Source organism: Streptomyces sp. NPDC055962 (assembly GCF_042270185.1).
Taxonomy (GTDB): domain Bacteria; phylum Actinomycetota; class Actinomycetes; order Streptomycetales; family Streptomycetaceae; genus Streptomyces.
Genome location: NZ_JBHJYN010000002.1, coordinates 196,297 through 221,648, shown reverse-complemented (window position 1 = coordinate 221,648; position 25,352 = coordinate 196,297). Strand labels below are relative to the sequence as shown.

The following is a 25,352-nucleotide window of genomic DNA, read 5'->3' as shown; positions in this document are numbered from 1 at the left end:
AAACTTGGCAGTGATGAGCACCGCCAAGCCTTCCTCTCCCGACGTCTCCGCCCGGATGAGCCGCCAGGCTCGCCGCGACACGGCCCCGGAGGTGGCGGTCAGGAAGCTGCTACATGCCTCCGGTTACCGCTACCGCCTCAACGAGCGCGTGCCGGGCATGTCCCGGCGCACCATCGACATCGCCTTCACCCGGGCCAAGGTGGCGGTGATGATCGACGGGTGTTTCTGGCACGGCTGCCCCTTGCACGCCACGCAACCGAAGTCGAACGCAGAGTGGTGGCGGAACAAGCTGGACCGGAACATGGCGCGTGATCGGGAGACCACGGAGCACCTCGCCGCGCAGGGCTGGACCGTACTCAGGTTCTGGGAACACACAGCGGCGGACGAGGTCGCCGAGGCGGTGCGGGGTGCGGTGGACAAGGCGGGACGTGAACGACAGGGACGCTCCTCCCGGGCGGAACGCGCGCAAGAAGAACCGACTATCGACCAAGGAGGAACGGTTGACTGACCGACTTGCTTTCGTGGACGTCTGCTCCGGCGCAGGCGGATTGGCATCAGGTCTGGAGAGCGCGGGTTTCTCGCCGGTGCTCCTGCTCGACAACAAGGCGCAGGCGTGCGAGACGATCCGGTACAACCGGCCGCAGTGGAACGTCGTGTGCGAGGACCTTCTCGACTTCCTTCCCGACGACCACCCGGAGAGTTTCGACGTCGAGCTGCTCTCGGCGGGCTTACCGCGGGTGAAGTCCGCTGCCGCAAAAGCACGTTCGGACAGTGAACCGGAACTGCGCCTCGTCGAGGCGGCCGTCCTTCTTCTGCATGCGATCCAGCCGCGCGCCCTGTTGCTGGAGAACCTGCCCGCCCTCGGCGACTCCCCTGTCTATGCGGAGACGCGCGAGTTCATCAAGGAGGAACTGACGCACCTCGGCTACCGGTACAGCTGGCTCGTGCTGAACGCCGCAGATTTCGGGGTGCCGCAGGATCGGATGCAGGGTGTCCTCGTGGCGATCAAAGAGCCGTGGTTCGATTCCTTCGTCCCACCCGTGCCGACGACAGGCGAGCACGTCTCCCTCGGCAGTGCGCTGCGCCACTCGATGGGCGCGCGGGGCTGGCCGGAGGCCGACGCCTGGGCGGACCAGGCGTCGGCCGTGGCTCCGACCCTCGTCGGGGGCTCGGACAACCGGGGCGGGCCGGATGTCGGTCCTACAGGCACGAAGAAGGCTTTCGCGCGGATGGGGGTGAACGGCACCGCATTCGCCGACGAGGTACCCGGGCCCGATTACGTGTGGGCGCGCTCGGACGACATGGCGGGGATGCCGAAGATGACAGTGGATCAAGCTGCTGTCCTTCAGTCCTTCCCGCCCGAGTGGACCATCACGGGACAGAAGACGGCCCGGTACCGGCAGATCGGACACGCCACCCCTCCGCCGGTCGGCCGGGCGCTCGGAGAAGCGATCGCAACCGCGCTGCGGTCGCCCGCTTCCCCAAGGCCGCCCATGACACACCAAAACGCCGGCTACACTTCACGCACATGAGCCACGCCAAGACCCCACCCCCCTCACCTGCGGTTATCCGTATCCTCGACCTGTTCGCAGGGCCGGGGGGGCTGGATGTGGCGGCCGATGTCCTGGGATACCGGATCACCGGCATCGAGTGGGACGAGGACGCGTGCAAGACCCGCGCAGCCGCAGGGATGGACACCTTCCAGGGCGATGTGAGGGACTACAGCGCGGCGCTCTTCCCTCATGCCCAGGTGCTGACCGGCGGGCCTCCCTGCCAGACCTTCACCGTGGCCGGGCACGGCGCCGGTCGCAGGGCGCTGGACGATGTGCTGCGGTACATCGAGCGCCTGCACACCGCCGTACGCAGAGAAGGAGCGAAGTGGGAGGACATCGTCCTCACCTGGCAGGGAATCTCCGAGGAACTGGCTGAGAAGGCCGTCGAAGCGGAGAAGGTCAAGGCCGAGAAGCGCGAGGTCGAGGCCCTCCGTTCCGTGGAACGCAAGGCGATCAAGAAGAGCCTCCAGGAGCACGGCAGCTCCACCGAAGAGATCAAGCACATTCTGAAGACGCTCAGGGCGTCGAAGGAAATCGATCTCGAGGATACGAACCTCAAGCATCTGTTCGAGGATTACAGCGCCCTCGGGACCAGGCTGAAGAGTCTCAAGGACCGGCTGGAGGAGCTGGGAGACGAACGGACAGGACTGGTGCTCCAGCCGTTGTGGTGGGTGATCGAGCGGAGCCGACGCCCCGAGCTGGAGCCCTACGAAGCCGTCGTCCTCGAGCAGGTTCCCGCCGTGCTGCTGGTGTGGGAGAAGTACGCCGAGGTGCTTCGCACCCTGGGCTACCGGGCCCGGACACAGCTGCTGCACACCGAGGCGTTCGGGGTCCCGCAGACCCGCAAGCGAGCGGTGCTCATGGCCCGGCTCGGCGGGACCGACATCCCCGAGGTGACGGAGACCCACGAGCGCTACCGTCCCCGGACCGTTCCCGCCAGGTCGACGGCGACGGACCAGGCGAACACACTCCCCTGGGACATGGAGGGGGAGAGCTCCGACAGGACACCGAAGGAGGCTTGGGTGTCCATGGAGACAGCTCTCAAGAGCGCACGGGGTATCGCGCCCGATCTGCCGGACCGCCCCGCCTTCACCGTCGTTTCGAACTACGGGACCGGCGGCGACCCCGGAGCGCGCGGCACACGCGATCACGACGCTCCATCCGCCACGATCACCGGGAAGGTGTCCCGGAACCGCGTGGTTCACAAGGGCACGAGCACGGACCTCCCTGACGGCTTCGGACGCTTCACCTTCGCCGAGGCAGGAGTTCTCCAGACCTTCCCCGTCGCGTACCCCTGGAGAGGCAAGGATCAGCCTCAGCAGATCGGCAACGCCGTACCACCCCGGCTCGCCCTGCACGTGTTGCGGCATGTCCTCGAACCGGAGCTGAGTGCCGAGGAGGCACGCACCAGACTGGAACAGGCCATCAACGATCTGGAGAACTGGCAGCCCGGCGAGCCGGTGGTGGTGCGCAGCCACGGACAGTGGGAGGGCCACCCGCTCACCGGCAGGTGACCCCTCCGTTCATGCCTGAGGTGCCCGGCCCCTGACGGGAGCGGTCTCGAAGAGTTCCGTGAAGTACTCGGTGAGCGCGGTCACGGACTTCTCCGGTACGGGCTCCTCGTCCGGTCCGCCGGGCAGGCTGTGCCGGGGCACGGGCGGCGCCGTCTCCGCCTCCGCGATCCACCTGCGGAGGACCTCGGGATCACGTGGCTCGTCCGGGGCCAGGACGTCGTAGACCAAGGTGGCACCGGCAGCCCTCACAGCCACGATGAGTCCGTTGATCTCACGACCGGTGCCCACGACGCCTCGTTCCATGACCTGGACCAGAGCCTGTGCGGTGGGGCGGTGGTCGACCAGTTCCACGCGCAGCGCGTAGTGGATCAGGTCCTGGTTGGTGCAGGCTGTGACAACCGGCCCGTAGTCGGCCCCGTTGCGGAACATCTCCGCCGCCCACCACAGCCGGGAGAAACACTGCCGGTCCGGGGACCCCTTGAAGCGGGCCGGGTTGATGCGGGCCTCGGACCGCCCCGGCGCGGCCTGCGGTGAGTGTCGCCACGCCACGTAGTCCGGGGCGACGGCCAGCGCGAGATGGTTCCAGATCCGCCTGTCGGCAGCCTCCCGCCGGGTCAGTCGCAGAGCGGCATGCAGCCGCGGTGCCAGCCAGCCGTCGGCGTCCGTGCGGTTGCCCTTGAACTGGTGCAACGCGTCGTCGACAAGTTCTCGGACAGGCTCGGCGCGCCAGCGGGCGTCGTCGTCCGGAAGAGGCTCGACGACCTTGGCGAGGTCGACACCTCCGTGTCCCTGGATCCCCTTGAGGAGGTCCTCGGTGAGGAAGGGATCGGCAGCCGTCGCGGAGAGCAGCCCCAGCCGCTCGGGAAGGTGGTACGGCTTCTCGATCACGGAGTGTCCTCCTGGTTGTTCTGCTGGAGCGCACGCAGGACGTGGGCGAGTGCCTGGCGCACGCCTGCACGGCGCACGGCGGCGAAGTGGACACGGGTCTGAAGTTCCGCCCATCCCGTGTCGCTGGTCCGACGACGGTGGACCTGGCGCAGCGCCTCCTCGGGGCTCAGCCCCGGCACCACGTCGGGAAGCATTTCCCGCAGCACCTCCCCCCGCCAGTCGACGGGAAAGACGGGCGAGCCGTCGGGCTCGACCTCCAGGTCGCCCACGGCGCTGTGGAACACGGCCGTCCACACGTCGGTGGCCATCTGGGACACCAACAACTCGTGGACCTTGTTCTCCATCCCTCCGGCCTCGCCACCGAGGAGATCGGCGAAGCCCTCCACATCGGTGTTGACCATCACGAGGGGAAGGCGGCCCGAGGCGTCCACGACCCAGGGAGCGTCGGCGTAGGGACGCAGCCATTCACGCGCGCTCCTGGAGAAGCTTGCCTGCTTGACGTCGAGTCGCAGGCCTCCGAGCGGCTCCTCGGCGGAGACATCGACCGTCCAGTTGATGTCCGTCTCGGTGATGGCTCTGCCTCGCACGCCATCGACCGTGGCCACGGCGTGGACGATCAGCTCGGCACGACCCACATGGTCGTCGCGAAGAACCTCGATCTCGCCGGACCACTCCTTGCTGTCCGGCGCGTCCTGACTCAGGCCGGCGGTGGTACGCACGTTGGTGTCGCCGTCGGTGAGCACCGCCAGGACCTGGAGGTCACTCCACGGGGCGTCCGGGTCGGTGGCCCCGGGCGGAAGGGTCGCGGACAGCCCGATCCTTGCCGACACCCAGTCCTCGTGCTGGGCGACCCCAAGGGCCACCGTCCGCTGAGGGGTCGAGTACGCCGATGTGTCGAGGAGATCACGGCTGCCGTCGAGCAATTTGAGGGAGGCCGAGGTCACCCGCAGAGTGACCGGGCGGTTGAGTCGCTTGTACGGATAGAACTTCATGCCTCACTCCCCTGTGCCGGCACGGAGTTCGAGAACGAGCCGCGTGAGTTCGGTGCGGACCGGATGACTGGTGGGATCGGTGGCGCCCCGGAAGACGGCCTTTCGGGCACCCGGCGTGAAGTGGAGTGTGCCGTCCGTGACCTCACAGCCCTCCACCGCGACGAGTTCGGCCCAATCGAGCCTGGGGCCGCCGCCCGAGCGGACGTCCACCAGCACCACCGGGGTCATTGCGGGCAGTTCGTCGGCGCGCGGAAGTTTCACCTCGGCGGTGATCCGCCACTCCCGGTTCTCACCGATCTCGGCGTTGAGCTCGTCCAAGGCCGGCAGGGCCTTCCCGCCGGCGACACGCTTGGGCGCGCCGCCCCTGGCCGGGACGGTGAGCTTCTTGCGCAGTTTGGCGCTTTCCTGGGACCCGGGACGCTTCTTACGGACGACCAGTTCCTTCACCGCGGCGTTGACCTCGGTGGTCAGTCCGGCAATGCGATGGTGCGCACTGTGTGACCAGCGAAGAGTCAGTTCCTCGGTCTGTCCCCAACGATCGTGCTCGGGAGGCTCTGCGGCCCGCAGGAACTCCTCGGCGTCCTCGGCGAAAGCCGCCGACTCCCCGGCGGCCTGCCCCAGCAAAAGCACCCCCTGAAATTGAGTGACGCCCAACGGCAGTCCGAAGACTCCTGACTTCCTGATCGTCATCCGGTTACCGCGCAACGAGTGGACCTGGTTCGGCGGACCGTCCTTGTCCTCGGCCTCCGTCACCAGGAGAACCCCTTGGTGCGTGCCGAGCGTGCCACGGCGTCCTCCGGAGAGCGGCAGCCGGAGCGGGATCGTGCGAAGGGCGACCTGCCCCGACTCGGTGAGCCGGTCCACTGTCCTGCCTTCGTAGAAGGCGCGCAGCGCCCGGGTCCGCGAAGGCTGGGTGTCGGTGGGGTCGACCTTCTCCTCCTCGATGACGACTTGATCGTTACGCAATGTGCGTACCGAGGTCTCCAGGAGCGGGAGTCGGGCGCCGCCCCCGGTCATGGCCGCCCAGAAATCGCGGCTCAAGGCCTCGACCAGGCGTCGGTGCATGACGCGGATGTCGTGGGTCCCGTCATCGTTCCCGCTCTCCTCCTCAACGTCCGACGTGGCCTGGTCCAGGCTCGCCACATCGTGCGCGCCGACGATGAGGAAGGAGGTGCCGGGCTCGTCGCTGTCCCGGGTGAGATGAAGACGTTCGACCGTCTCCTCGTCCGCCCACCAGGAGCGAACCACCTCCGCGTTGTGCGTCTCGGGGTCAGGGCGCCCCAACCATGCGGGACCGGCCCAGGACCGGCCGTCGACGGAACGCCACGGCAGCTCCAAGCGCCCGATGACACGGCGCTCGGTGCGCCCTTCGTGCGGCGCGGAGAGCGTGGAGTTGATCAACACCATGCCCAACGCGCTGGTCGCCCAGAGCGTCGCTTTACCGAGTCCGTAGGAGCCGCCCGCACCCCGTCCCGACTTGAGGCTCTCCAACTGCCGACGGACCACGGCCGCGAACTTGCCGTCGCCGTAGTCGTCGCCGGTGAGGCCGGATGCGTTGTAGTCGTCGACTCGCAGAAGGATCAGGCGCCCCTTCTCGAACATGTCGCGTACCCCGGCATCCACGACACGGCCGACCTTCTGGTCGGCGGCGGACTCGGAGACCGCGGCGTAGTGAGCGTGCAGCTCGTCCCAGAGGACGGCGGCACGGAACGCCTCAAGCTTCTCGCCGGTGAGTTCATGGATCGTGTAACGGACCCGCACCGGGCGACCGTTCTCGACGAGCCGCTCGTCGAGACTGTTCTGGCAGGTCTCGCGGGCGAGCACCTGAACGTCCGCGTCGAAGGCGAAGGCCGCGGCGTTGCCGCCGTCACGCCCGCCGTCCCGGTAACCGGGCCTGTGGTACCAGGTGACGGGAAGGCCGGCCTGGGTGTCGGTGGTACGCGCGTGCACGGTGCCCAGGTCCGTGCCGAGCGCCTTGGCGATCTGCACCATGACGGTGGGGCGGGGCACCGAACGCTTGGTGATCCAGGCCGAGACCGCCGCTCGCGTCAGGTTCAGCTCCTGCGCCAGATCCGCCTGACTCTTGTTCGCGATCTTGAGCTGTCGAGCCAACCATGGCCCGAAGTCCTCGCCGGCATCCATGTGGTCTCCCACCCCTTGCCCTCCTGCCGTTGTGCTCACGGTCATGGACAGGCTAATTTGACGTCTGCACACACGTCAACCAACGCTTGACCGGCCCGCGAGGGTGCCATGGAGTGAGCGAACGACTCCGATCGCACCAGATGCATCGATGTGCGGACGTGGTCACAACACCCCCTGCACGGCGCCGCCACTCCCTCCGTGACCGAAATCCCTCCTACCGACATCCGGAAAAGCGGAAAGATTCACTCCGAATGCCGATCGGGAATGGCCGTAGCCCGACCGGGTGAACTCTGATAGCGTCCATGGCGGCGGGATCCCCGTTTCACTCAGGAACTCCTCCGTCACTACAGGTGAGTTATGCCCTTTCACGTCCACCCAACTCCACGACGCTGAGCCACCGGAAACAACACGGAGGGCACGAAGCTTCCCGGCGAGATAAATTCTTGCTCATTTCCTGTTGCGCGAAATGAAGCGAAATCAGCTTCTCCAAGCGGCCCGCATGACCGTCGAAGAATTCGATGCACCCTCAGGCTCCGATGCAGCAGAAGCCCCCGACCGACCCTGTGCGGACGGACTTCCCGACTCGACGCCTCACAGGCATGTGAAGCCACATCACCCCAGTTCAGCCCCTTTCTGCCGCACTCCGTCCAGCTGCCCACCGCAGGAGTCGTGAAAACTGTGTCCGATTTCGAATCTCCGGTCATTCGCACAGTCCTCGAACAGTCCTCCCGTGTTCTGCAGACCTACGAAGTCGACCCCGGCCTCATTCCCGAGCATGCGAACGGAGAGCGCCGCATCACCAAGGGTGGATACGGTGACCGCCAATTGTTCGAGCTGGTACAGAATGCCGCCGATGAAATCGCCGACGCCCCGGGAGGGACCGCGCACGTCGTTCTCACCCAGACCCACTTGTACTGTGCCAACGAAGGTTCGCCGGTCACTCCTGAAGGTGCCGAAACAATTCTTCGTATGAGCATGTCGCGCAAGCGCGGCGGCCAGATCGGCCGCTTCGGTGTAGGCGTCAAATCCGTCCTGGTCGTCACCGACGCTCCACAGTTCTTCAGCGAAACCGGGTCATTCGGTTTCGACCGCGAATGGTCCCTACGGAAGATCCGTTCGGTTCCCGGCGTGCGGGAGCAGTTGGGCGAGAGGTTCGAGGCACCGGTCCTGCGCATGGCGCGCCCCCTCGACTCGGCCGTCGAACGTGCCGAAGACCCGATACTGGACGAGTTGCTCGGCTGGGCCACCACAGTCGTCCGACTACGTCTACTCCCCGGCGCCGCAGCCAAGTTGGCACTGGACATGCACGGCGGACGTACAGCTGCGGGGGCTGCACGCGAGGAATTCCCCCTGGGCTTCCAGCTCCTCTCCCCCCACGTGGCGAAGGTCGTCCTCGAGGACCGCCGGCCGCTGCCCGCCGTCCGCCGTGTGCTGACCACCGAACGGTCCGGGAACCTGCACACGGTGGTGGAGGAGCGGACGGGTAGACCGACTGCCGGCGCCGGTTGGAGAGTCTTCTCGTCCTCGCACGAACCCGGTCCTGCTGCCCGCTCCGACGCCGGTGAGCTGCACGACCGTCTCACTCTGGACCTCGCCTGGGCGGTACCTGCGCTACAGAGGGACGCGAAGTCAGGACTCCACGTCAGTTCGCAGGCGCGAGGGCGCGGACGCTTCTGGTCCTTCTTCCCCACCAAGTACGAGATGTCTCTGAGCGGCATCCTCAACGGCGCCTGGAAGACCAACGAGGACCGACAGAATCTGCTCGACTCGTCCGCCTTCAACGAAGAGATGATCAGGGTCTCCGCGACCCTGGTGATCGACTCCCTCCCAGGGCTGGCTCCCGCCGAGGACCCCGCCGCATACCTTCCACTGCTGCCCGGCCGTGTGAAGGAAGCCATCAGCTGGGCCGACGAGTTCCTGACCAAGGAGATCTGGCAGCGGTCAGCCGTCCGCCCCTCGCTGCCCGACCAGGAGGGTGTTCTGCGCGTCCCGACCGAGCTGCGCGTCCCGCCTCGCCTCGACAAGGACCGTCACGCGGGTTGGATGCGGATGTGGCACGAGGCATCCGGTCGTCCCTCGGACTGGTTGCACCCGAAGGCCGAGGCCGACACGTTGCGTACCGGCAAGGTCGAGCACATTCTCGGTGCGGCGGGCCACGAGCGGTCCGACGTGCGCTCCTGGTTGGAGGCCCTGGTGGGGTGCGGAACGGCGGAGGCGTCCGCGACAGCGATCCGCATCCTCGCCGACATGGTCAAGGCCGGCTCGTCCTGCGCCACGGAGGCCCGCAGGGCGAAGATCGTGCTCACCGAGGAGCACGGACTCGTCCCCCCTGTCCCCGGCCAGGTGTTCCGCCGCGCCGACGAGGACGGACTGCGCGAGTCCTTGGTGTACGTGGCCGGCGAGATCGCGCGTGACTCCGAACTCGCCACCGCGCTCGACCTTCTCGGCGTCCGCGAGGCCGATGCCGAGGGTCGGTTCATCAGCGTGCTCGACCAAGGCTTCAAGGGCTATGGAGGTGCCGAATGGGAGCACTTCTGGAACCTCTTCCGCCAGGCCGGCGGACGACGGTTGACCCACACCATGCTCAAGCACCTGCCGAACGCCCGCGAGACACTTCGCGTGCGAACGGCGGACGGTAGGTTCCGCCCGGTGCGCGACTGCATGCTGCCCGGCGCGGTGGTCGACGCGGAACGCGACCCGAGCATCGCTGTCGACACGGCGTACCACTCCGACGACCTCGCCTTCTTCCGAGAAATCGGCTTGCGTGAGCGTCCGTCGAGTGCGGTGCGTCCGGAGGGCGAGGACTGGTTCGAGCAGTACCGGGAGGCGGTCCACGCGTCCTATCTGCGGAGCCTGGATCAGCGAGCTCCCCGGCCCACCATCAACCGGATGAAGTTGGAGGGACCCGCGATCGGTGGCCCCCTGCACCTCTTCCGGTCGCTCTCCGAAGAGTCCCGCGCTGCCTTCCTGAAGGCGCTCGCGGACGACGCGGTCCTGGACAACTGGACGCGTCAGATCGGTGCACAGTCGAGCACCCGGCAAGCCGTGATGTCGCCCATCCGTTGGATGCTCAGGAAGTACGGCACCGTCTCCACCTCCCAGGGGATCAAGTCCCTGGGCGAGGCGGTCGGGCCCCAGCTCGCCGCGTACCGCGACGTACTGCCGGTCGCCGACATCTCCCCCGAGAAGGCACGCAAGCTACGCCTTCCCACCACGGTCGACGACGTTCCCGCCGAACGCTGGGAGAAGCTCCTCTCCGAGGTGACTCGGAGCGAGGACGACCTCTTCGTGGGCAACACCTACGTGATGCTCACCCGATTCGGTGCGGACTTCCCCGAGGGCTCCCTGACCCGCTGTCGGATCGGAGACTCCTGGGACACCCGTGCCGACGAGGAGATCACCGTCGCGGTCGGTCCGAGCGAGTACCGCGCCTTGCGCGCGGAACTGCTCCCTGCCCTGCTCGTGACGTCGCCCGATGACGCCGAGCTGATGGTCCAGAAGTGGGGCATGAAGCGCTGTGCCGACGCCATCACCCGAGAGACCCGCGAAGTTCCGGACGGCGAACCGGTCCCGCTCGTGGAGCTGTTCCCCGCGCTGCGCCAGAGACTGAACAGCGGGAACCGGAACACGGTCGTTCAACGGTGCACCGAACTGGAAGTGGTGACCCGGACCGAGAACGGTACGAAGGCCCACCCCCTCGACGCCGTACGCCGGGGCGACACGATCAAGGTCGGCGTGCCCCTGGCCGTCGAACCCATGCTGCGGCTGATCGACCGCGAGCTGAAGCTCGGGCTCGGCACCGCAGGTTGCCGTGCGGTGTTGGAACACCAGGAACGCATGGCGCGGGACAACGAGAAGCAGGCGGCGCTCAAAGCCGTACGCGACACCGACGACGTGGTCGCCAAGATCAGCCTGCTGATCGGTGCGGAAGCCCTGCGCACGGGGCTGCCCGACGGGCTGATGGATGCCGAGTTGCACGCGTCCGAAGGCGCGGAGCCCTCCGGCCATCGGATCGCACAGATGGCCTTCAACTCGCACGGCGACGGAGTGCTCCAGCAACATGCCCGGGACATCCAGGCCAGATTCCCCCACGCACCTGTGGCTTACGGAGGTTCCTCGACGGCCGTCGCCTTCGTTTCGGACCTGAAGCTACCGGCGGCCTTCGCCGGCACCAGGGCACCATCGCTTCCCGCCTTCGAGACGGTGGACGGCCCCCGCGACTTCCCCCACCTCCACGAGTACCAGGAGGACCTCGTCCGCAACATCACCACCCTTCTCGACCGGCTGGCTCCCCAGCGCGCCATGCTCTCGCTGCCGACCGGCGCAGGCAAGACACGAGTGGCATCCGAGGCCGTGATCCGCTGGGTGAAGCGGGTGGGTGACCTGGGAGGCCCGCTGCTGTGGATCGCACAGACCGAGGAGCTGTGCGAACAGGCCGTGCAGAGCTGGAAGTTCGTCTGGAGCAAGGTGGGCGCGGAGCGGCCCCTCACCATCAGTCGACTGTGGAACACCCATGAGGTGGGGAACGTCGTCGAGCACCCGCATCTGGTGGTGGCCACGGATGCCAAGCTGGAACGATGCCTGGGTACCGATCAGTACGCCTGGCTCCGGCAGGCCTCCCTCGTGATCGTCGACGAGGCCCACACCGCGATCTCCAAGCGGTACACGGAGATCCTGGCTCGGCTGGGACTCACCCAGTACGAGACCGGACGGCACCTGCTCGGCCTGACCGCCACCCCGTTCCGCAACACCAACGAGGACGAAACGCGCCGACTGGTCAACAGGTTCGGCAACCGGCGCCTCGACCAGGGCGTCTTTCCGTCCGGTGAGCCGTATCGGGACCTCCAGGACTGGGGCATGCTCGCGCAGGTGGAGCATCGCACCTTGGAAGGGGGGCAGATCGAGCTGAAGCCCGAGGAGAAGGCTCAGGCCGACCGGATGGCGACGCTCTCCCGCGCCGCCGAGCAGCGACTCGCCGACGACCACGCGCGTAGTCGCCGCATCGTCGACGAGGTGGCCGGCCTCCCGGAGGACTGGCCGACGCTGCTCTTCGCCACCTCCGTGGATCACGCCAAGTATCTGGCGGCCATGCTCAACGACCGCGGGATCCCGGCTGCAGCCGTCGACTCGACCTCCACCACCCAGGATCGTCGTCGGCGGATCGAGGACTTCCGCGCGGGCCGAATCCGGGTCCTCACCAACTACGGCGTTCTGACACAGGGGTTCGACGCTCCCGCGACACGGGTCGTGGTCGTCGCCCGGCCTGTGTACAGCACCAACGTCTACCAGCAGATGATCGGTCGTGGCCTGCGAGGTCCGCTCAACGGGGGCAAGGACACGTGCCTGATCCTCAACGTCAGCGACAACATCGCGAACTTCGACACCACGCTGGCCTTCACCCAGTTCGAACACCTCTGGAGCAGGAAGTGATCGACGCCTACCTCGACAGCCCTCCGCTGACCGACGAGCAAAGGGCCGTGGTCGAGCAGCCCTGGGACGCCCGTGTGCTGGTCACGGCCGGGGCAGGGGCCGGAAAGACGCACACCCTGGTGCGTCGACTCGACGCACTGTGCGGGCACGAGGACCCGGAGGAGTCGTTGGATGCCGCAGACATCCTCGTACTCACCTTCTCGCGGGCCGCCGCACGCGAGCTGCGCGAACGAATCGCCCGACACGGCGAGCGGGCCCGCCGGGTGCGTGCTCAGACCTTCGACGCATGGGCGTACGGGGTGCTGGTCCAGGCGTATCCGGACGGTGAGTGGGGTGCGTCAGGCTTCGACGAGCGGATCAGAGCCGCGACCGACGCGATCGAGAAGGGGGCCTTGGAGGCCGGCGACGCCGTACCGCCCACCCATGTGGTGATCGACGAGGTGCAGGATCTGTTGGGCGATCGACGAGAACTGGTGGAGGCGCTGCTCGACCGTTACCAGGACAGTTGCGGCTTCACCCTGGTCGGCGACGCCGCCCAGTCCGTCTACGGCTTCCAGATCGAGGACCCGGCCGAACGTGCCGCCGAGACCCACCGCTTCTTCGACTGGCTGCGCTGTTCGTACCCGGATGATCTGGTGGAACTGCATCTCACCCGGAACTTCCGCGCCACGACCGCCGAGGCCCGGATCGGGTTGGCGCTCGGCCCTCGTCTCCAGCAACTCAGCGATTCGGACGAGGCAGGAGCGCTCTACACCGAACTGCGCACTCTGCTTCTGGACCCGGCGAACGCGCTGGGTGACCTCGCCGACAGCTTCACGCTGGACGGTCTTCGCGACCTCGAAGACACGTGTGCCATCCTCACCCGGGACAACCGGGAGGCGCTCGTGGTCTCCGGTCTGTTGCACGCGCGCGGCATCGACCATCGGCTGCGGCGCCCTCTGGAAGAACGTCCGGTGCCCTACTGGGTGGCCGAGCTGCTTCGACGCACGCACGCGACCGGTCTCGCCGAGGACCGGTTCCGCTCACTGCTCGCCGAGATCCCGCTGTCGTACGAGCCGAACGCGACCGCCCTGTGGACCGTTCTCCGTCGGGCCGCGCGCGGGCCCGGACGGAATGTGCTCGATCTCGACCGGCTGCGGCGCTCCGTCGTCGGCGGCCGCTTCCCCGACGAAGCGGCCGATCCGGAGGTCGCGCGGATCGTCGTCTCCACCGTCCATCGCGCCAAAGGTCTGGAGTTCGATCGAGTGATCGTCCTGACCCCGCCGTCCGTCGCCGAACTCCACAAGCGGTACAAGGCAGAGGTGGACGTCCCGGCCGAGGTCCGAGCCCTGTACGTGGCGATGACACGCGCTCGCCAGGACCTCTACCACACGGGCTCCCCCGAGCTGCCGATCCTGAGGCGAGCAGGAGGCAGAAGCGGCAGCCGCCGTTACGTCGGTGGGTGGCGGTCGTACGACAGGTACGGCGTCGTCGCCGAGGCCCGTGACGTCTCCCGGGACAACCCACCCGGACACGGGACCGACGCCGTGGCGACGCAGACCTATCTCCTGGAGAAGGTCCGGCCGGGGCACGAGGTGGTGTGGCACCGACGGCACGAACTGCCGATGGGCGAGTTCCAGAGCCCGCCGTACGCGCTGATGCACGACGGGCGGGAGATCGGTGAGGCCTCGGAGCAGTTTCGCAAGGAGTTGTTCCAGGTGCAGAAGGTGAGTCGGACATGGGATCCGTGGTGGCCCGAGGAGATCCACGGCGCACGGATCGACACCCTTGAGACCGTGTCCGGCAGTGCCGCTGCGGGTGCCAACAGCGGCCTCGGCGACCGAGGTGTGTGGATCGCCCCCAGGATCGCCGGTATCGGGCGGTTCCGGCGGGCCGACGACGACAGGGAGCAGGGAGCATGACGCACGTGGAAGACCGGCACTCCGAGCACTACCGGGTCCGGGACGAGGAACTCCTGGCGGGGCTCCGCCGGGAACTCCTCGGTCCCGCCCACGACGCCCCGCCGGACGACCGGGCCGAAGTCCTCACCCAGGACGCACCGATCGACCGCTATCTGACCGGTGTGCTGTACCCGCGGGCCTCCAAGGAGAGGAAGGCCGAGATCGCCGCAGAACAGGAAGGGCCGGACACCACACCCGTGACTTCCCGCGGTTTCGCCGAGGACTCCGACGCCGAGCAGGATGTCGGCGCGTCCGGGGACAGGCGCCCCTCCTCCATGGGCCTGACGTTCGCGGTCGATCCGGCAATAAGCCGGTCGATCGTCATCTCGTCCCGCGCTGCCGTCTACGAGCCCACGGACGCGGACGGCCAAGCGACTCCCGCCCGTCGGGCCGAGGCCCGCACCACCGCCCAGCAGCACGAGCACTGGCGACGCAGGGAGTTGCAGCTCCCGGACCTGCCCATCGATGTGACCACCCCAGCAACGACAGGACCCGTCGAACTCCTCGCCGGGAAGGTCGCACTTCACGTCATCGTCCGACGCCCCGACCGGAGGAACGACACGGTCACGGTCACGGTCACGTTGATCAACAAGCAGAAGATCGGTGAGCGGGATCTCCAGGACGCCTTCTCGCTCTTCCAGTGCGGATTGACGGTCCGGGCCGCCGACGGCTCCACCGCGTTCGTCGAGCGTCCTGCACCGTTCGCCGCCCACGATCCGGAGATCGCCACGAGCCGTCTCCTCCATCGTCACGCACCGACCTTCGCGGTCGGGCACGGCTGCTCCGCCGCATGGGACTGGACTCCGCCGCCGGTCGGCGTGACCGACACCGTCAAAGCCGCCGTGACGGAGGTGAGGAGCGAATTCGTGCCCAGCGTGGAGGTGCTTCTCACGGACTCCAACCCGGAGATCGACAGTTCGTCCCTGGCCATGCTGGGACTGGCCGAGAAGCCCGATGTCGAAGTCCTCGACGCTCTGGAAGAACTCGCGAGGGGGTACGAACACTGGATCGATCGGAAGTCGGCCGAGGTCGACGCTCTGACGCATGACACCCACGTCGAGCCGGCCCGGGGCCAGGTCGAGGTCTGCCGCGAGGCGCTCGACCGTATCCGCGAGGGCATAGGGCTGCTGCGCGCGAAGTCCGACCTGATGCACGCCTTCCGGCTGGCAAACCGGGCCATGGCCGACCAGCGCGCCCGCAGCAAATGGATCAAGGAAGGGCGCGTCGGTGCTCCCGACCCGACGGCCGGCGAATGGCGTCCGTTCCAGATCGCTTTCATGTTGCTCTGTCTGGCCGGTATCGACGATCGCAAGCACCCCGACCGCAAGATCTCAGATCTTCTGTGGTTCCCCACCGGTGGTGGCAAGACGGAGGCCTATCTCGGGCTGATCGCCCTGACGTCCTTCCTGCGGCGCATCCGCCGGGGAGCGGACGGCGGCGGTGTCACCGTGCTCATGCGCTACACGCTCCGACTGCTCACCCTCCAACAGTTCGAGCGCGCGGCAACCCTTCTCTGTGCCATGGAACAGGTTCGCCGTCACACTCCTGAACTCGGCGACGAGGAATTCTCGGTCGGCATGTGGGTGGGGCGCTCCGCCACCCCCAACACCCTTGCCGTGGCCGGTGCCAAGCTCGAAGAACTGCGCGCGAACCTCGACAAGAGCCTCGCCACCGAGAACCCTGTCCAGTTGCACGCCTGCCCGTGGTGCGGGACCCGCCTCGACGCGCGGAACTACGAGGTCGACGAGCAGGCCATCCGCATGCACGTCCGCTGTACCGGCGCGGGTTGCGAATTCACCGACGGCTTGCCCGTCCACCTGATCGACGACACGGTGTACGACGCCCGACCGACGCTCGTCATCGCCACCGTGGACAAGTTCGCCTCGATGCCGTGGCGGCCTGCGACCTCGGCGCTCTTCAACCTCGACGATCCGGACGACCACACCCCTCCTCCGGAGTTGATCGTCCAGGACGAGCTGCATCTGATCTCGGGTCCGCTCGGGACGCTCACCGGTCTGTACGAGACCGCGGTGGACGCGCTCGCAGACAGCCCCAAGGTGATCGCCTCCACCGCGACGATCCGGCGCGCCGCCGAACAGGGCCGCCGTCTGTTCGCCCGGCACGTGAGACAGTTCCCTCCCGCCGGTCTGGACTCCCGCGACTCCTGGTTCGCCGTGGAGACACCGAGGGAGGAGAAGGCAAGCCGCCGCTACGTCGGTCTCCTGGCTCCGGGTACGAGCCAGTCCACCCTGTTGATCCGCACGTACGCCACGCTCCTGCACCGAGCCAAGCACGCGGGTACGTCGGACGGGGTACGCGACGCGTACTGGAGTCTCGTCGGCTACTTCAACAGCCTGCGACTGCTCTCCGCGGCAGAGCTCCAGGTCCGCGACGACGTGGTGGCCTATCTGGAGTTGCTCGCCGAACGTGAGGAAGTCACGGTCCGTACGGTGACCAACTACTCGGAGCTCACCAGTCGCATCGACGCCAGCGAGATCCCCACCCGGCTCAAGGGAATCGAGAGGAGACTCCCCGACGAGGACACCGTGGACGTCATGCTCGCCACGAACATGATCGCGGTGGGAGTGGACGTGGACCGCTTGGGGCTCATGGCAGTGATGGGTCAGCCGCAGACGACCGCCGAGTACATCCAGGCAACCAGCCGTGTCGGTCGTGCACACCCCGGGCTGGTGACGGTCATGCTCAACGCATCGCGTTCCCGGGACCGTTCGCACTACGAAGGCTTCCAGCACTTCCACTCGGCCCTGTACCGAGAAGTCGAGTCGACCTCCGTGACCCCGTTCTCGGTCCGGGCCCGCGAACGGGGCCTGCATGCGGTGGTCGTGGCTCTCGCCCGCATCATGATCCCCTCGGCCCGCCCCAACGAGAGCGCCGGCAAGGTCGAGTCCTACGTGGACGTCCTCGAAAGCCGAATCAAACCGGTCCTCATGAGCCGTGTGGACGCGGTCACCCCGGAGGAGAGCGAGGCCGTGTCCCACGGTTTCGACGAGTTCGTCGAGTGGTGGCGGAAGGAAGCCAGCAACCACAGCGGCCTGCTGTTCGAACCGAAGCGGGGCAGCCGTGCCCCGTCACTCCTGAAGGCGTACGACGACGAGTCCGGGGCCGCCGGTGCGTGGTCCACGCTGTGGAGCCTGCGCGATGTCGACGCCGAGACCGCCCTGTTCATGGAGGGAACCCGATGACCCCGCCCCCCGCCCGTAGGCGCCGGACCGCTGCTGGAGGCGGCACACCCGCTCACAGTCTTCCGAAGCGTGGCACCGTCCGCCGTGCCCAGGCGATCACCACGTACGGCGTCGGTTCCCTCATCGCGATGGACCAGGAGTCGTTCATCGTCTCCGGCCTGGACGATGCGGACCGGAGCTGGAACACCGACGAATCCCCGCGGATCAGCGAACGACGTCTCGCTCGGCTGCTCGGCGTCGACCACTTCCGTCTGCCGCCGGCGTCCGATGACGCCAGCAAGGACGGCCTCAGGGTCCGACGCTTCCCGTTGATGCATTCCTGCTCGGAGTGCAACGAACTCCGACTGCACGGCAACTTCAACCCGCCCGCCGGTCGCAGTGTCTGCGGCACCTGCGACGCCGACCTCATCCCCTCTCGTTTCGTGGTCGCATGCGAGGCCGGACACCTCGGCGAGTTCCCCTACTGGCAGTGGGTGCACCGCTCCACCGACCGTGGCTCCGCGTCGATCGGGACATGCGGGGGGACTCTCCAGCTGCGCTCGTCCGGGCGCACCTCCTCGCTCCGCTCGATCCTTGTCTCGTGCACCTGCGGGCAAGCCCGGGAGGTATCGATGGAGGGCTCCTTCCGCAGGAGCGCCTTGGGTGACCTGGGTCTCAAGTGCCAGGGCTCCCGACCGTGGCTCGGTACGTCCGTCCCCGTTCAGGGGTGCGGTCTGTCCCTGCGCACGCTCCAGCGCGGATCCTCCTCGGTGTGGCAGCCCGTGCTGAAGTCGGCGCTGTCCATCCCGCCGTGGAGCAACCGTCGAGAGGATCCCCTCGACGGCCACTGGGAGAAGCTCAGGAAGTACGACACCCGGGCGGCCGTCGCCATCTACCTCGACGCCGTCTTCGACGACGAGTGGCCCGTCTCCCTGGACGAGGTCATGGCGCTGCTGGCCGCCGAGCGCGAGGAAGATCCCGACGGAGAGGCGAATCCCGCCTTCGACCACCGCTACCGCGCTTTGCGCAACAAGGAGTACGAGCGTCTGCGCTCGGGCAACGAGGAGGGCGAACGCTCCCGCGACGAGCAGTTCGTCTGCGAGACCCCTCTGGGGGATCGGAGCGTGCTCGCCCCCCTCGGGGTCACCGGCCCGATGTTGGTCAAGAAGCTCCGCGAGGTGCGCGCCCTGAAGGCGTTCACCCGGCTCGTCGACGCCGGGTCGACGACCGAGGCCTCGGAGATGCCACTCTCCGAACGTCCCCTGCGCTGGCTTCCGGCGATGGAGGTCTGGGGCGAGGGGGTGTTCCTCCGACTGGACGAGGAGCGGCTCGAAACCTGGGAGAGGAGTGCGGCGGTGGCGGCCCGGGTCGAGAGGATGCGTAGCGCCCATCAGCGGGTGCTGGAGCAGCGAGCCGACGACCCGACCGCAGTCACCCCGTCGCCGGCCACTCCACGGATGGTCCTGCTGCACACCCTGGCCCATGTCCTCATCGACGAATGGAGTCTGGAGGCGGGCTATGCGGCCGCATCCCTGCGCGAGCGTCTGTACGCTGCCGACGACATGGCCGGGGTTCTCGTCTACACGGCGACGAGCGACTCCGCAGGCAGCCTCGGCGGCCTCGTTGCCCAGGGCGAACCGAACCGTCTCGACCGTTCGGTTCGCTCGGCCGTACGCCGAGCCCAGTGGTGCTCTGCGGATCCCCTCTGCGTCGAGTCCGAGGGCAGCGGCGTAGGAGGCATCAATCTCGCAGCGTGCCACGCATGCGTTCTGCTGCCGGAGACGAGCTGTGAACACAACAACGAACTGCTGGACAGGGCATTGTTGACGGGCACACCCGAAGACCCCACCACAGGGTTCTTCATCGAGGCCCTACGGCCCTGACACCTCGACGTGCCCCGGAGGGTCGGCGCTCGGTCACGGACCGCCGACCCTCTACTCAACTGCGCTTCCAGGAGCATGGCCGGCAAGTACCGCGCGGTCGGAGAGTAGCCGCCCTCCCACCGACTCCTCAGTCGCACAACCCTGCGGCAAGAACGGTGAACGCGGACCACGCAGAGAAGGAGACCGCCAGCCCTGTCCTCCGCGTGTCCTTCGAGTCCCGGACCAGCACAGCCCCGGGGCGTACTGCGACCTCGATGCAGTTGTCTCCTGAGCTGCCGCTGTAGCTGCTCCTGAACCACGCCGGCTCTGTGGTGCTCATAGTGCTCCTCGCATCTGCTCCAGCAGGCTTACTGTGGCTTCGCGGCCGAGGGCCTGCGAGCGCAGCTTGCCATAGCGCTGGAGCATGGCACTCACGTCTGCCGGTGACGTGATGAGAATGCTCGACTGCTGGCCCTCCGAGTAGCCGACCCATGCGTGCCGCGGAGTCTCAGCGAGGTACATCAGACCGTCGATACCCGCGTGGTCGTACTGGCACAGAGGCATCACCTGGATCTCGATGTTCCGCCGCCTTCCCTGTTCCAGCAGGTGATCCAGCAATTGGCGGGTGACGCCGGGGCCACCCATACGCCGCTCCAGGAGGGCCTGCTCGATGATGAAACTGAACGCGGTGTTCGGCCTGTCGGTCAGGAGCTGCTGGCGTTCCAGCCGAGCGATCACCTGGTGCTCGATCTGCTCGCCCGACAGAGGTGGCAGCCGTCGATCGAAGATGGCACGGATGTATGCCTCGGGCTGCAACAGCCCCGGGATCGCCCGGCACTCGTACGCGTACAGCGTGACCGCGTCCTCCTCGATCGCCGCCCACTGCAAGAACCACGACGCCAGCCCCACCTTCCGTGTCAGGCTCTTCGCCGCCGCCACCAGCACCCGTGCCGCCGTCGCCCCCAGGGCCTCCTCCGAGCGGTCCAGCAGCTCCCTCGGAGGGAATCGCTTGCCCTGCTCGATCTTGGCGATGTACGCCGCCGAGTACTTCACCTGGCGTGCGAACTGCTCCTGCGTCAGACCGGCTTCGTCCCGCAGGGCCTTGAGTACCGCCCCGAACGTCTTGAGGCTGTCGGACAGCTCAGGCTCGCCCCCGCCCGCGCCGCCGCCCGTGCCACCGCCGTTGTCCGTAGCCATTCGCGCTCGTATCTCCCCATGCCGGGCCCGCCCGCGGAGCCCACCCGTGCCGTACCTGCGACGTCCGCGCTGCGCCACGCATGGCCGCGTTCATGGTTACGTAACGTGACTCCCCCAGTCCAGCGGGTACACCAGTACAAGTAGATCTGTATCGGTGCCGTGCCTGCCGCGAGGCCCCGCCTCCGCGCCAGGCTGGGTCCCATGCCAGCCCCTCACGCCCATCCCCCCGTCACCACGCGCGTGTTCATCCAGCGCTTCTCCGCCACCCGGCGCGGGGCGCGCCTCGCGCGCCTGCTCGCCGGGCTCCAGCTCGTCGAGTGGGGGCATCCGCGCGGGACGGATCACCATGACGCGGTCACGCTCGTGGTCGCCGAGCTCGCTGCGAACGCCGTACTGCACGGCCGCGTCCCCGGCAGGGATTTCGCCCTGCTCATCCGGCACGACGACGACCGGCGCGTCATCCGTATCGAGGTGTCCGACACCCACCCGGCCAGGCCCGTCCTCGTCGTGCCGGGCTCCGACGAGGACCGCGGCCGGGGGCTGGTCCTCGTCGATGCCCTCGCCACCCGCTGGGGCGTCCATGACCGCGTAGGCCCTGGCAAGACGGTCTGGGTGGAGTACGCCCTCCCCAGACGGGCCCATCGGGTACGGCGTGGCGAGCACCATGCGCTCGGCCACGCGTCACCGTAGGGCCTGTCGTCACCCCGCCCCAGGACCGGGGCCAGGCGTGGGCCCGCGAGGTGGCGGTTCGTCCGGCGGCCGGGGAAGGAAGTTGATCTCTTCGTCCATCAGTTCCGTACGGGACCAGGTCCGGTAGTCCGCCGGAGGGATGTCTGCGTTCGGCCAATACGGGTCGGCCGGCGTGTAGCTGTCCTCGGTGAGGCCGGCGACCTGCAGCAGATCCAGGAGCATGCGCTGCGTAAGGGGCTCGTCCAGATAATCGGCGGCGTCCTCGGCTCCCCATCGGACCACTGTCTCGGCTGCCCGGGCGAGTCCCTCCACGCTGGCTGTGGGAAAAGCCAGGGCGAGGGAGACCTTCACGATCTCGACGGCGTCCTCTCCACGCACGGTCTACCGCCTCCTTTCGCAGACGATGCAGAGTCCGACAAGGGCAGTGAAGAGCAATCCCATCTTGCTCGTGTTCTGGGCCTGGCGCAGGCACTCGCGCCGGTCGAGGTGGGCGTACTGCGGGGTGGACATGATGTCCCGGACGTAGACCTCCCAGTGGTCCTGCGCCCGCTTCCAGTCGTTGCGGTGGGCGACCCGGACCCAGGCGTCGACGAACTGCTGCCGGGCGTGGCTTCCGTGAAAGTAGGGCCTGAGGTCGTCGATCAGCCCGGGCGGCCTCAGTCGCTGCCCCCATGTGCGCTGCCGGAAAAGCGAGTTGGCGGAGATCGACTTCACGCTGCCGATACGCGTCGTGATCACATGTCCGGTGAAGCCACCGATGATGGCCGGGACCAGGAGCCAACCGAGCAGAGACAGTGCCCAGAGCAGGGTGTGCTCGGGCGCATCGATGAGTGTGAAGACCTTGTACACCTGGCTGGGACTGCCGGCTCTGGCAGCGAAGAAGTACAGCGTCAGCAGGGCGAGGGCGGTGGTGACACCCCACTCCAGCACCCACTGCGTGACGCCCTTCAGCGCTTTTCGCGATCTCCAGGCGCGGCGCAGTCGCGCTGTGAGTCCGGCCCCGCCTGGCGGCAGGTGCAAGTGACTCGGGACAGGAACAGGACCGTGCACCAACTGTCGCCCCCCGGCGGGTCGAAGTGACGGTTACCGCCACTGCGCGCATCACGCTCCCCGGCTGCCGCAATCGGCATCACCAGGCGAAGGTCAGGATAAGCGGTTCATCGCCCCTCGCCGGTCCTCGCGGAGAGGCCCTTCCGCGACCGAGCGGGCATCGCCGCGTCCCCTTCCTTCGGCACAGCCCAGCCGCACCGCGGCCATGGCGTGGTGGTCTCCGCCCTCGCCCCGGTACGGCCGGGCCCGAAGCCTGGCAGAAGTGCGCTTCCAGGACCTGTCCGGCCGATCACTCCAGGTGCGCCGGGGCGAGTAGCCGCTCGTGCTGTCCCAGTGAGGGCTGGAATCACGACTACAGGAATGTCAGCGGGATGAGGTCAGGGCGCGAAGTACCAGCAATACAGGCTCGGGCCTCTCTCCGCACGACTGATGGCGAGGGCTGACAGACGCTCAAGCAGGTCGACGGCACTGCTCGGCCTGATCTCATCGCCCATCGCGGAGACGGTCTTGGCCCACGTGAGAGCGGTAGTTCTGAGCTGATCCGCTCTTGCACCGGCCAAGGCCGTCGAGAGCGCCTGCGGAACAGCGAAGACAGTGAAGCCATCGTTGGCCATGGGCACCACGTACCGGAGCGGACTTTCCGCCCCCGTCAACAGAGCTTCCCACCTCGGAACTGCGTCATCCGGATAGATGCCGTCACACAGCACAGCAGGAAAATCATGGCTCTTGCGCGGTCCTACCCGCACTGCTGACTTGTCGCCTTCAGCGAGAAAGAACTCTCCTACAAGCACCATCCGCTGATTCTGACAGCCAGGCCGCCCGCCTACGCAAAGGCTCACGCGGCGGGCGTGCACCCGGCTTCGACGAGGGCCGCTACAGAATGCGCAACACCGTCGAGCGATCGATCAACCGCCTGAAACAGTTCCGGGCGGTCGCCACACGCTACGACAAGCGCGGCTACGTCGGCCTCGGCACCGCAACCGCCGCCGCTCTCGTCATCTGGCTCCGCACGTGATCGCCCGGACAGCCCCAGGCGCCATCTGACATGTCCGGATGACCTCGCACCTCGAAGCGGACCATCGGCGAGTTCGCGGCAGCGACACCGACGAGTGCGACGCCTCCGAGGGCCCAGCGGACGATGGCGCCGGTGCGATACCCGGTCGGTGCAGGGGTGGTTGTCGCGGCTCTCTAGGTCATACGGGGACGTCAGGCCGGTGAGGAGTGCCGCGGATGGGCCCGGCCACCCCGCGCGGAGTGGGTACGCGTACTCAGCCGCCCCGCGGACACCGCGTATCCCGTGAGGATGCGGGGCCCACAGGACTACGCCCAAGGTGCCGGTCCCCGCTGGGTCCGAAGCCCGATTCCGTTGCCCTTGGGCGGAGTTAGCGTCACTCCATGCGTATCGGACTTCTCGGCACAGGCAACGTCGCCCAAGCACTCGCCCAAGGCTGGAACGCCGCTGGACATGACGTACTCCTCGGCTCCCGCCACCCCGAGGAACGGAAGGAGTCAGACCTTCCGGTGGCAGGACTCCCTGAGACGGCGGCCCACGCGGAAGTACTGGTCAACGCCACCCCGGGAGCGGTCTCCGTGGAGCTGCTGCGCTCCATCGGGGCACCGGCGCTGGCCGGCACCCTGCTGATCGATGTCGGGGTCGGCCTCTCCGACGACTTCACCGAGCTCTCGCACCCCAACAGCAGCCTGGGCGAACAGATCCAGGAGGCCTTCCCTCTGACCCCCGTCGTCAAGACGCTGTGCACCATGGACTCCACCGTGATGACCGCCCCGGACGGACTCGCCGGTCCGAGCACCGTCTTCCTCTCCGGCGACGACCCCGAGGCCAAGCGCACCACAGGCCGGCTGCTCGCCGACCTCGGCTGGCCCTCGTCGTCCCAGCTGGACCTCGGTGGCATCACCACCGCACGCGGCCAGGAGCACTTCGCCCTGCTCTTCATGGGCATCGCGAACGGCCTGGGATCCCACACGTTCAACATCAGCGTGGTGCCCCGTCCCGCACAGACCTCGTAGGCAGGCCCCGACCAGCCTGTCGGCCCGTCGGCCTCTCAGCCCGTCGACCTCTCAGCCCATCGGCCTCTCAACCCGTCAGCCCGTCAACCCGTCAACCCGTCAGCCCGTCAGCCCGTCAGCCCGTCGTCAGGATCTCGACGCCGCGTTCCGTGAGCTGCCCGATCACCGGGTCGTGCGGGCCGGCGTCGGTGATCAGTCCGCTGATCTCCTCCCAGGGCAGGACACGGAACCGCGACGCGGTGCCGATCTTCTCGGAGGAGGCGAGGACGTACGTGTCCGCCGCCCGCGCGGCCAGGGCGCGCTTCATCGCCGCCTCGTCGGCGTCACCGGTGGTCAGTCCCGCTTCGGGGTGCACGCCGGTGACGCCGAGGAGGCAGAGATCTGCGGAGACGTTCTGTGCCGCTTCGACCGCCGCCGCGCCGCAGGCGACCGCCGAGTGCTTGAAGATCCGGCCGCCGAGCAGGAAGACCTCCGCGCGGGGATGGTCGATCAGGGCCGCGGCGATCGTCGGGCTGTGCGTGATCACGGTGCACTCCAGCTCGCGCGGGAGGGCGTGGACGACGGCGAGGGCGGTGGTTCCGCCGTCGAGGATCAGCGTGCCGCCCGGCCTCACCAGCCCGGCGGCCGTCGCTGCCACCTTGCGCTTGCCGTCGGGGGCCACGGTCTGCCGGGCCTTGTAGTTCACCACGGCGGGGGACGCCGGCAGTGCGCCGCCGTAGACCCGTTGGCACAGCCCCTCGCCCGCGAGGTCCCGGAGGTCGCGCCGCACGCTGTCCTCGGAGATCCCCAGCTCGGAGGCGACATCCTTGGCCACGATCTTGCCCTCGCGGGCGAGCAGACCCAGCAGGTGGTCGCGCCGTTCAGCAGCCAGCATTTCGCACTCT

General features: G+C 67.8%; 18 protein-coding genes and 1 pseudogene. 10 read left to right on the top strand and 9 right to left on the bottom strand.

Translation table 11 applies throughout. From position 1 onward, the window contains the following. Positions 1 to 13 precede the first annotated feature (13 nt). Genes ACFC51_RS06330 through ACFC51_RS06320 form a run of 3 tightly spaced genes read left to right on the top strand, consistent with a single transcriptional unit; the run spans position 14 to position 3,067 of the window. Positions 14 to 508, top strand: a complete 495-nt coding sequence (locus ACFC51_RS06330) for a very short patch repair endonuclease (protein WP_376527233.1) — start codon at positions 14 to 16, stop codon at positions 506 to 508. Further along, the gene (locus ACFC51_RS06325; RefSeq protein WP_376527231.1) at positions 501 to 1,532 is read left to right on the top strand and encodes a DNA cytosine methyltransferase; all 1,032 of its coding nucleotides are present in this window, start codon (positions 501 to 503) and stop codon (positions 1,530 to 1,532) included. The genes ACFC51_RS06330 and ACFC51_RS06325 overlap by 8 nt, the downstream gene beginning before the upstream one ends. Next, complete coding sequence (locus ACFC51_RS06320) at positions 1,529 to 3,067, top strand: DNA cytosine methyltransferase (protein ID WP_376527229.1); 1,539 nt, start codon at positions 1,529 to 1,531, stop codon at positions 3,065 to 3,067. The genes ACFC51_RS06325 and ACFC51_RS06320 overlap by 4 nt, the downstream gene beginning before the upstream one ends. A gap of 9 nt (positions 3,068 to 3,076) precedes the next feature. Here the strand turns inward: ACFC51_RS06320 and ACFC51_RS06315 are convergent, their stop codons facing one another. From ACFC51_RS06315 to ACFC51_RS06305, 3 genes are read right to left on the bottom strand one after another with little or no spacing between them, the layout of a single operon-like run. Further along, positions 3,077 to 3,955 (bottom strand): DUF6339 family protein, encoded by an 879-nt coding sequence (locus tag ACFC51_RS06315; RefSeq protein ID WP_376527226.1) that lies wholly within the window; start codon positions 3,953 to 3,955, stop codon positions 3,077 to 3,079. Further along, positions 3,952 to 4,947: a hypothetical protein gene (locus ACFC51_RS06310; RefSeq protein ID WP_376527223.1), complete on the bottom strand. Its 996-nt coding sequence runs from the start codon at positions 4,945 to 4,947 to the stop codon at positions 3,952 to 3,954. The genes ACFC51_RS06315 and ACFC51_RS06310 overlap by 4 nt, the downstream gene beginning before the upstream one ends. Before the next feature lie 3 nt (positions 4,948 to 4,950). Beyond that, entirely contained in the window at positions 4,951 to 7,089 is a 2,139-nt protein-coding gene (locus ACFC51_RS06305) for a helix-turn-helix domain-containing protein (protein WP_376527220.1), read from the bottom strand. Positions 7,090 to 7,767: 678 nt separating this feature from the next. Here ACFC51_RS06305 and ACFC51_RS06300 point away from each other — a divergent pair. The 4 genes from ACFC51_RS06300 to drmB are packed head-to-tail and all read left to right on the top strand — an operon-like array spanning position 7,768 to position 19,524. Then, positions 7,768 to 12,519 carry a DEAD/DEAH box helicase gene (locus tag ACFC51_RS06300; RefSeq protein ID WP_376527218.1) on the top strand — a complete coding sequence of 1,584 codons (4,752 nt, stop codon included), beginning with the start codon at positions 7,768 to 7,770 and terminating at the stop codon, positions 12,517 to 12,519. Next, complete coding sequence (locus tag ACFC51_RS06295; protein ID WP_376527215.1) at positions 12,516 to 14,420, top strand: UvrD-helicase domain-containing protein; 1,905 nt, start codon at positions 12,516 to 12,518, stop codon at positions 14,418 to 14,420. Before ACFC51_RS06300 ends, ACFC51_RS06295 begins: the two co-directional genes overlap by 4 nt. Continuing rightward, positions 14,417 to 17,662: a helicase-related protein gene (locus tag ACFC51_RS06290; RefSeq protein ID WP_376527213.1), complete on the top strand. Its 3,246-nt coding sequence runs from the start codon at positions 14,417 to 14,419 to the stop codon at positions 17,660 to 17,662. The genes ACFC51_RS06295 and ACFC51_RS06290 overlap by 4 nt, the downstream gene beginning before the upstream one ends. Beyond that, positions 17,659 to 19,524 (top strand): DrmB family protein, encoded by a 1,866-nt coding sequence (gene drmB, locus ACFC51_RS06285; RefSeq protein ID WP_376527211.1) that lies wholly within the window; start codon positions 17,659 to 17,661, stop codon positions 19,522 to 19,524. The genes ACFC51_RS06290 and drmB overlap by 4 nt, the downstream gene beginning before the upstream one ends. A 127-nt stretch (positions 19,525 to 19,651) precedes the next feature. On the opposite strand, the gene ACFC51_RS06280 is transcribed toward drmB, so the two are convergent. Both ACFC51_RS06280 and ACFC51_RS06275 read right to left on the bottom strand, forming a co-directional pair. Next, positions 19,652 to 19,843, bottom strand: a complete 192-nt coding sequence (locus ACFC51_RS06280) for a DUF397 domain-containing protein (protein ID WP_376527208.1) — start codon at positions 19,841 to 19,843, stop codon at positions 19,652 to 19,654. Further along, complete coding sequence (locus ACFC51_RS06275) at positions 19,840 to 20,700, bottom strand: helix-turn-helix domain-containing protein (protein ID WP_376527206.1); 861 nt, start codon at positions 20,698 to 20,700, stop codon at positions 19,840 to 19,842. The genes ACFC51_RS06280 and ACFC51_RS06275 overlap by 4 nt, the downstream gene beginning before the upstream one ends. Before the next feature lie 201 nt (positions 20,701 to 20,901). On the opposite strand from ACFC51_RS06275, the gene ACFC51_RS06270 reads away from it, so the two are divergent. Continuing rightward, complete coding sequence (locus tag ACFC51_RS06270; RefSeq protein ID WP_376367247.1) at positions 20,902 to 21,390, top strand: ATP-binding protein; 489 nt, start codon at positions 20,902 to 20,904, stop codon at positions 21,388 to 21,390. 9 nt (positions 21,391 to 21,399) lie between these two features. Here ACFC51_RS06270 and ACFC51_RS06265 read toward each other — a convergent pair whose 3' ends face one another. The 3 genes from ACFC51_RS06265 to ACFC51_RS06255 form a co-directional block, all read right to left on the bottom strand. Continuing rightward, positions 21,400 to 21,768 carry a hypothetical protein gene (locus ACFC51_RS06265; RefSeq protein WP_376367249.1) on the bottom strand — a complete coding sequence of 123 codons (369 nt, stop codon included), beginning with the start codon at positions 21,766 to 21,768 and terminating at the stop codon, positions 21,400 to 21,402. A 3-nt stretch (positions 21,769 to 21,771) separates the two neighbouring features. Next, positions 21,772 to 22,320 (bottom strand): DUF6313 family protein, encoded by a 549-nt coding sequence (locus ACFC51_RS06260; protein WP_376527204.1) that lies wholly within the window; start codon positions 22,318 to 22,320, stop codon positions 21,772 to 21,774. 497 nt (positions 22,321 to 22,817) lie between these two features. Further along, complete coding sequence (locus tag ACFC51_RS06255; RefSeq protein ID WP_376527201.1) at positions 22,818 to 23,234, bottom strand: hypothetical protein; 417 nt, start codon at positions 23,232 to 23,234, stop codon at positions 22,818 to 22,820. 17 nt (positions 23,235 to 23,251) lie between these two features. Between ACFC51_RS06255 and ACFC51_RS06250 the strand changes: the two are divergent. Continuing rightward, positions 23,252 to 23,455, top strand: a pseudogene (locus tag ACFC51_RS06250) (IS5/IS1182 family transposase); the annotation flags it as partial. A gap of 380 nt (positions 23,456 to 23,835) precedes the next feature. After that, entirely contained in the window at positions 23,836 to 24,468 is a 633-nt protein-coding gene (locus ACFC51_RS06245) for an NADPH-dependent F420 reductase (protein WP_376527199.1), read from the top strand. 115 nt (positions 24,469 to 24,583) lie between these two features. Here ACFC51_RS06245 and ACFC51_RS06240 read toward each other — a convergent pair whose 3' ends face one another. Beyond that, positions 24,584 to 25,342 carry a DeoR/GlpR family DNA-binding transcription regulator gene (locus tag ACFC51_RS06240; protein ID WP_376367257.1) on the bottom strand — a complete coding sequence of 253 codons (759 nt, stop codon included), beginning with the start codon at positions 25,340 to 25,342 and terminating at the stop codon, positions 24,584 to 24,586. Between the last annotated feature and the right edge of the window lie 10 nt (positions 25,343 to 25,352).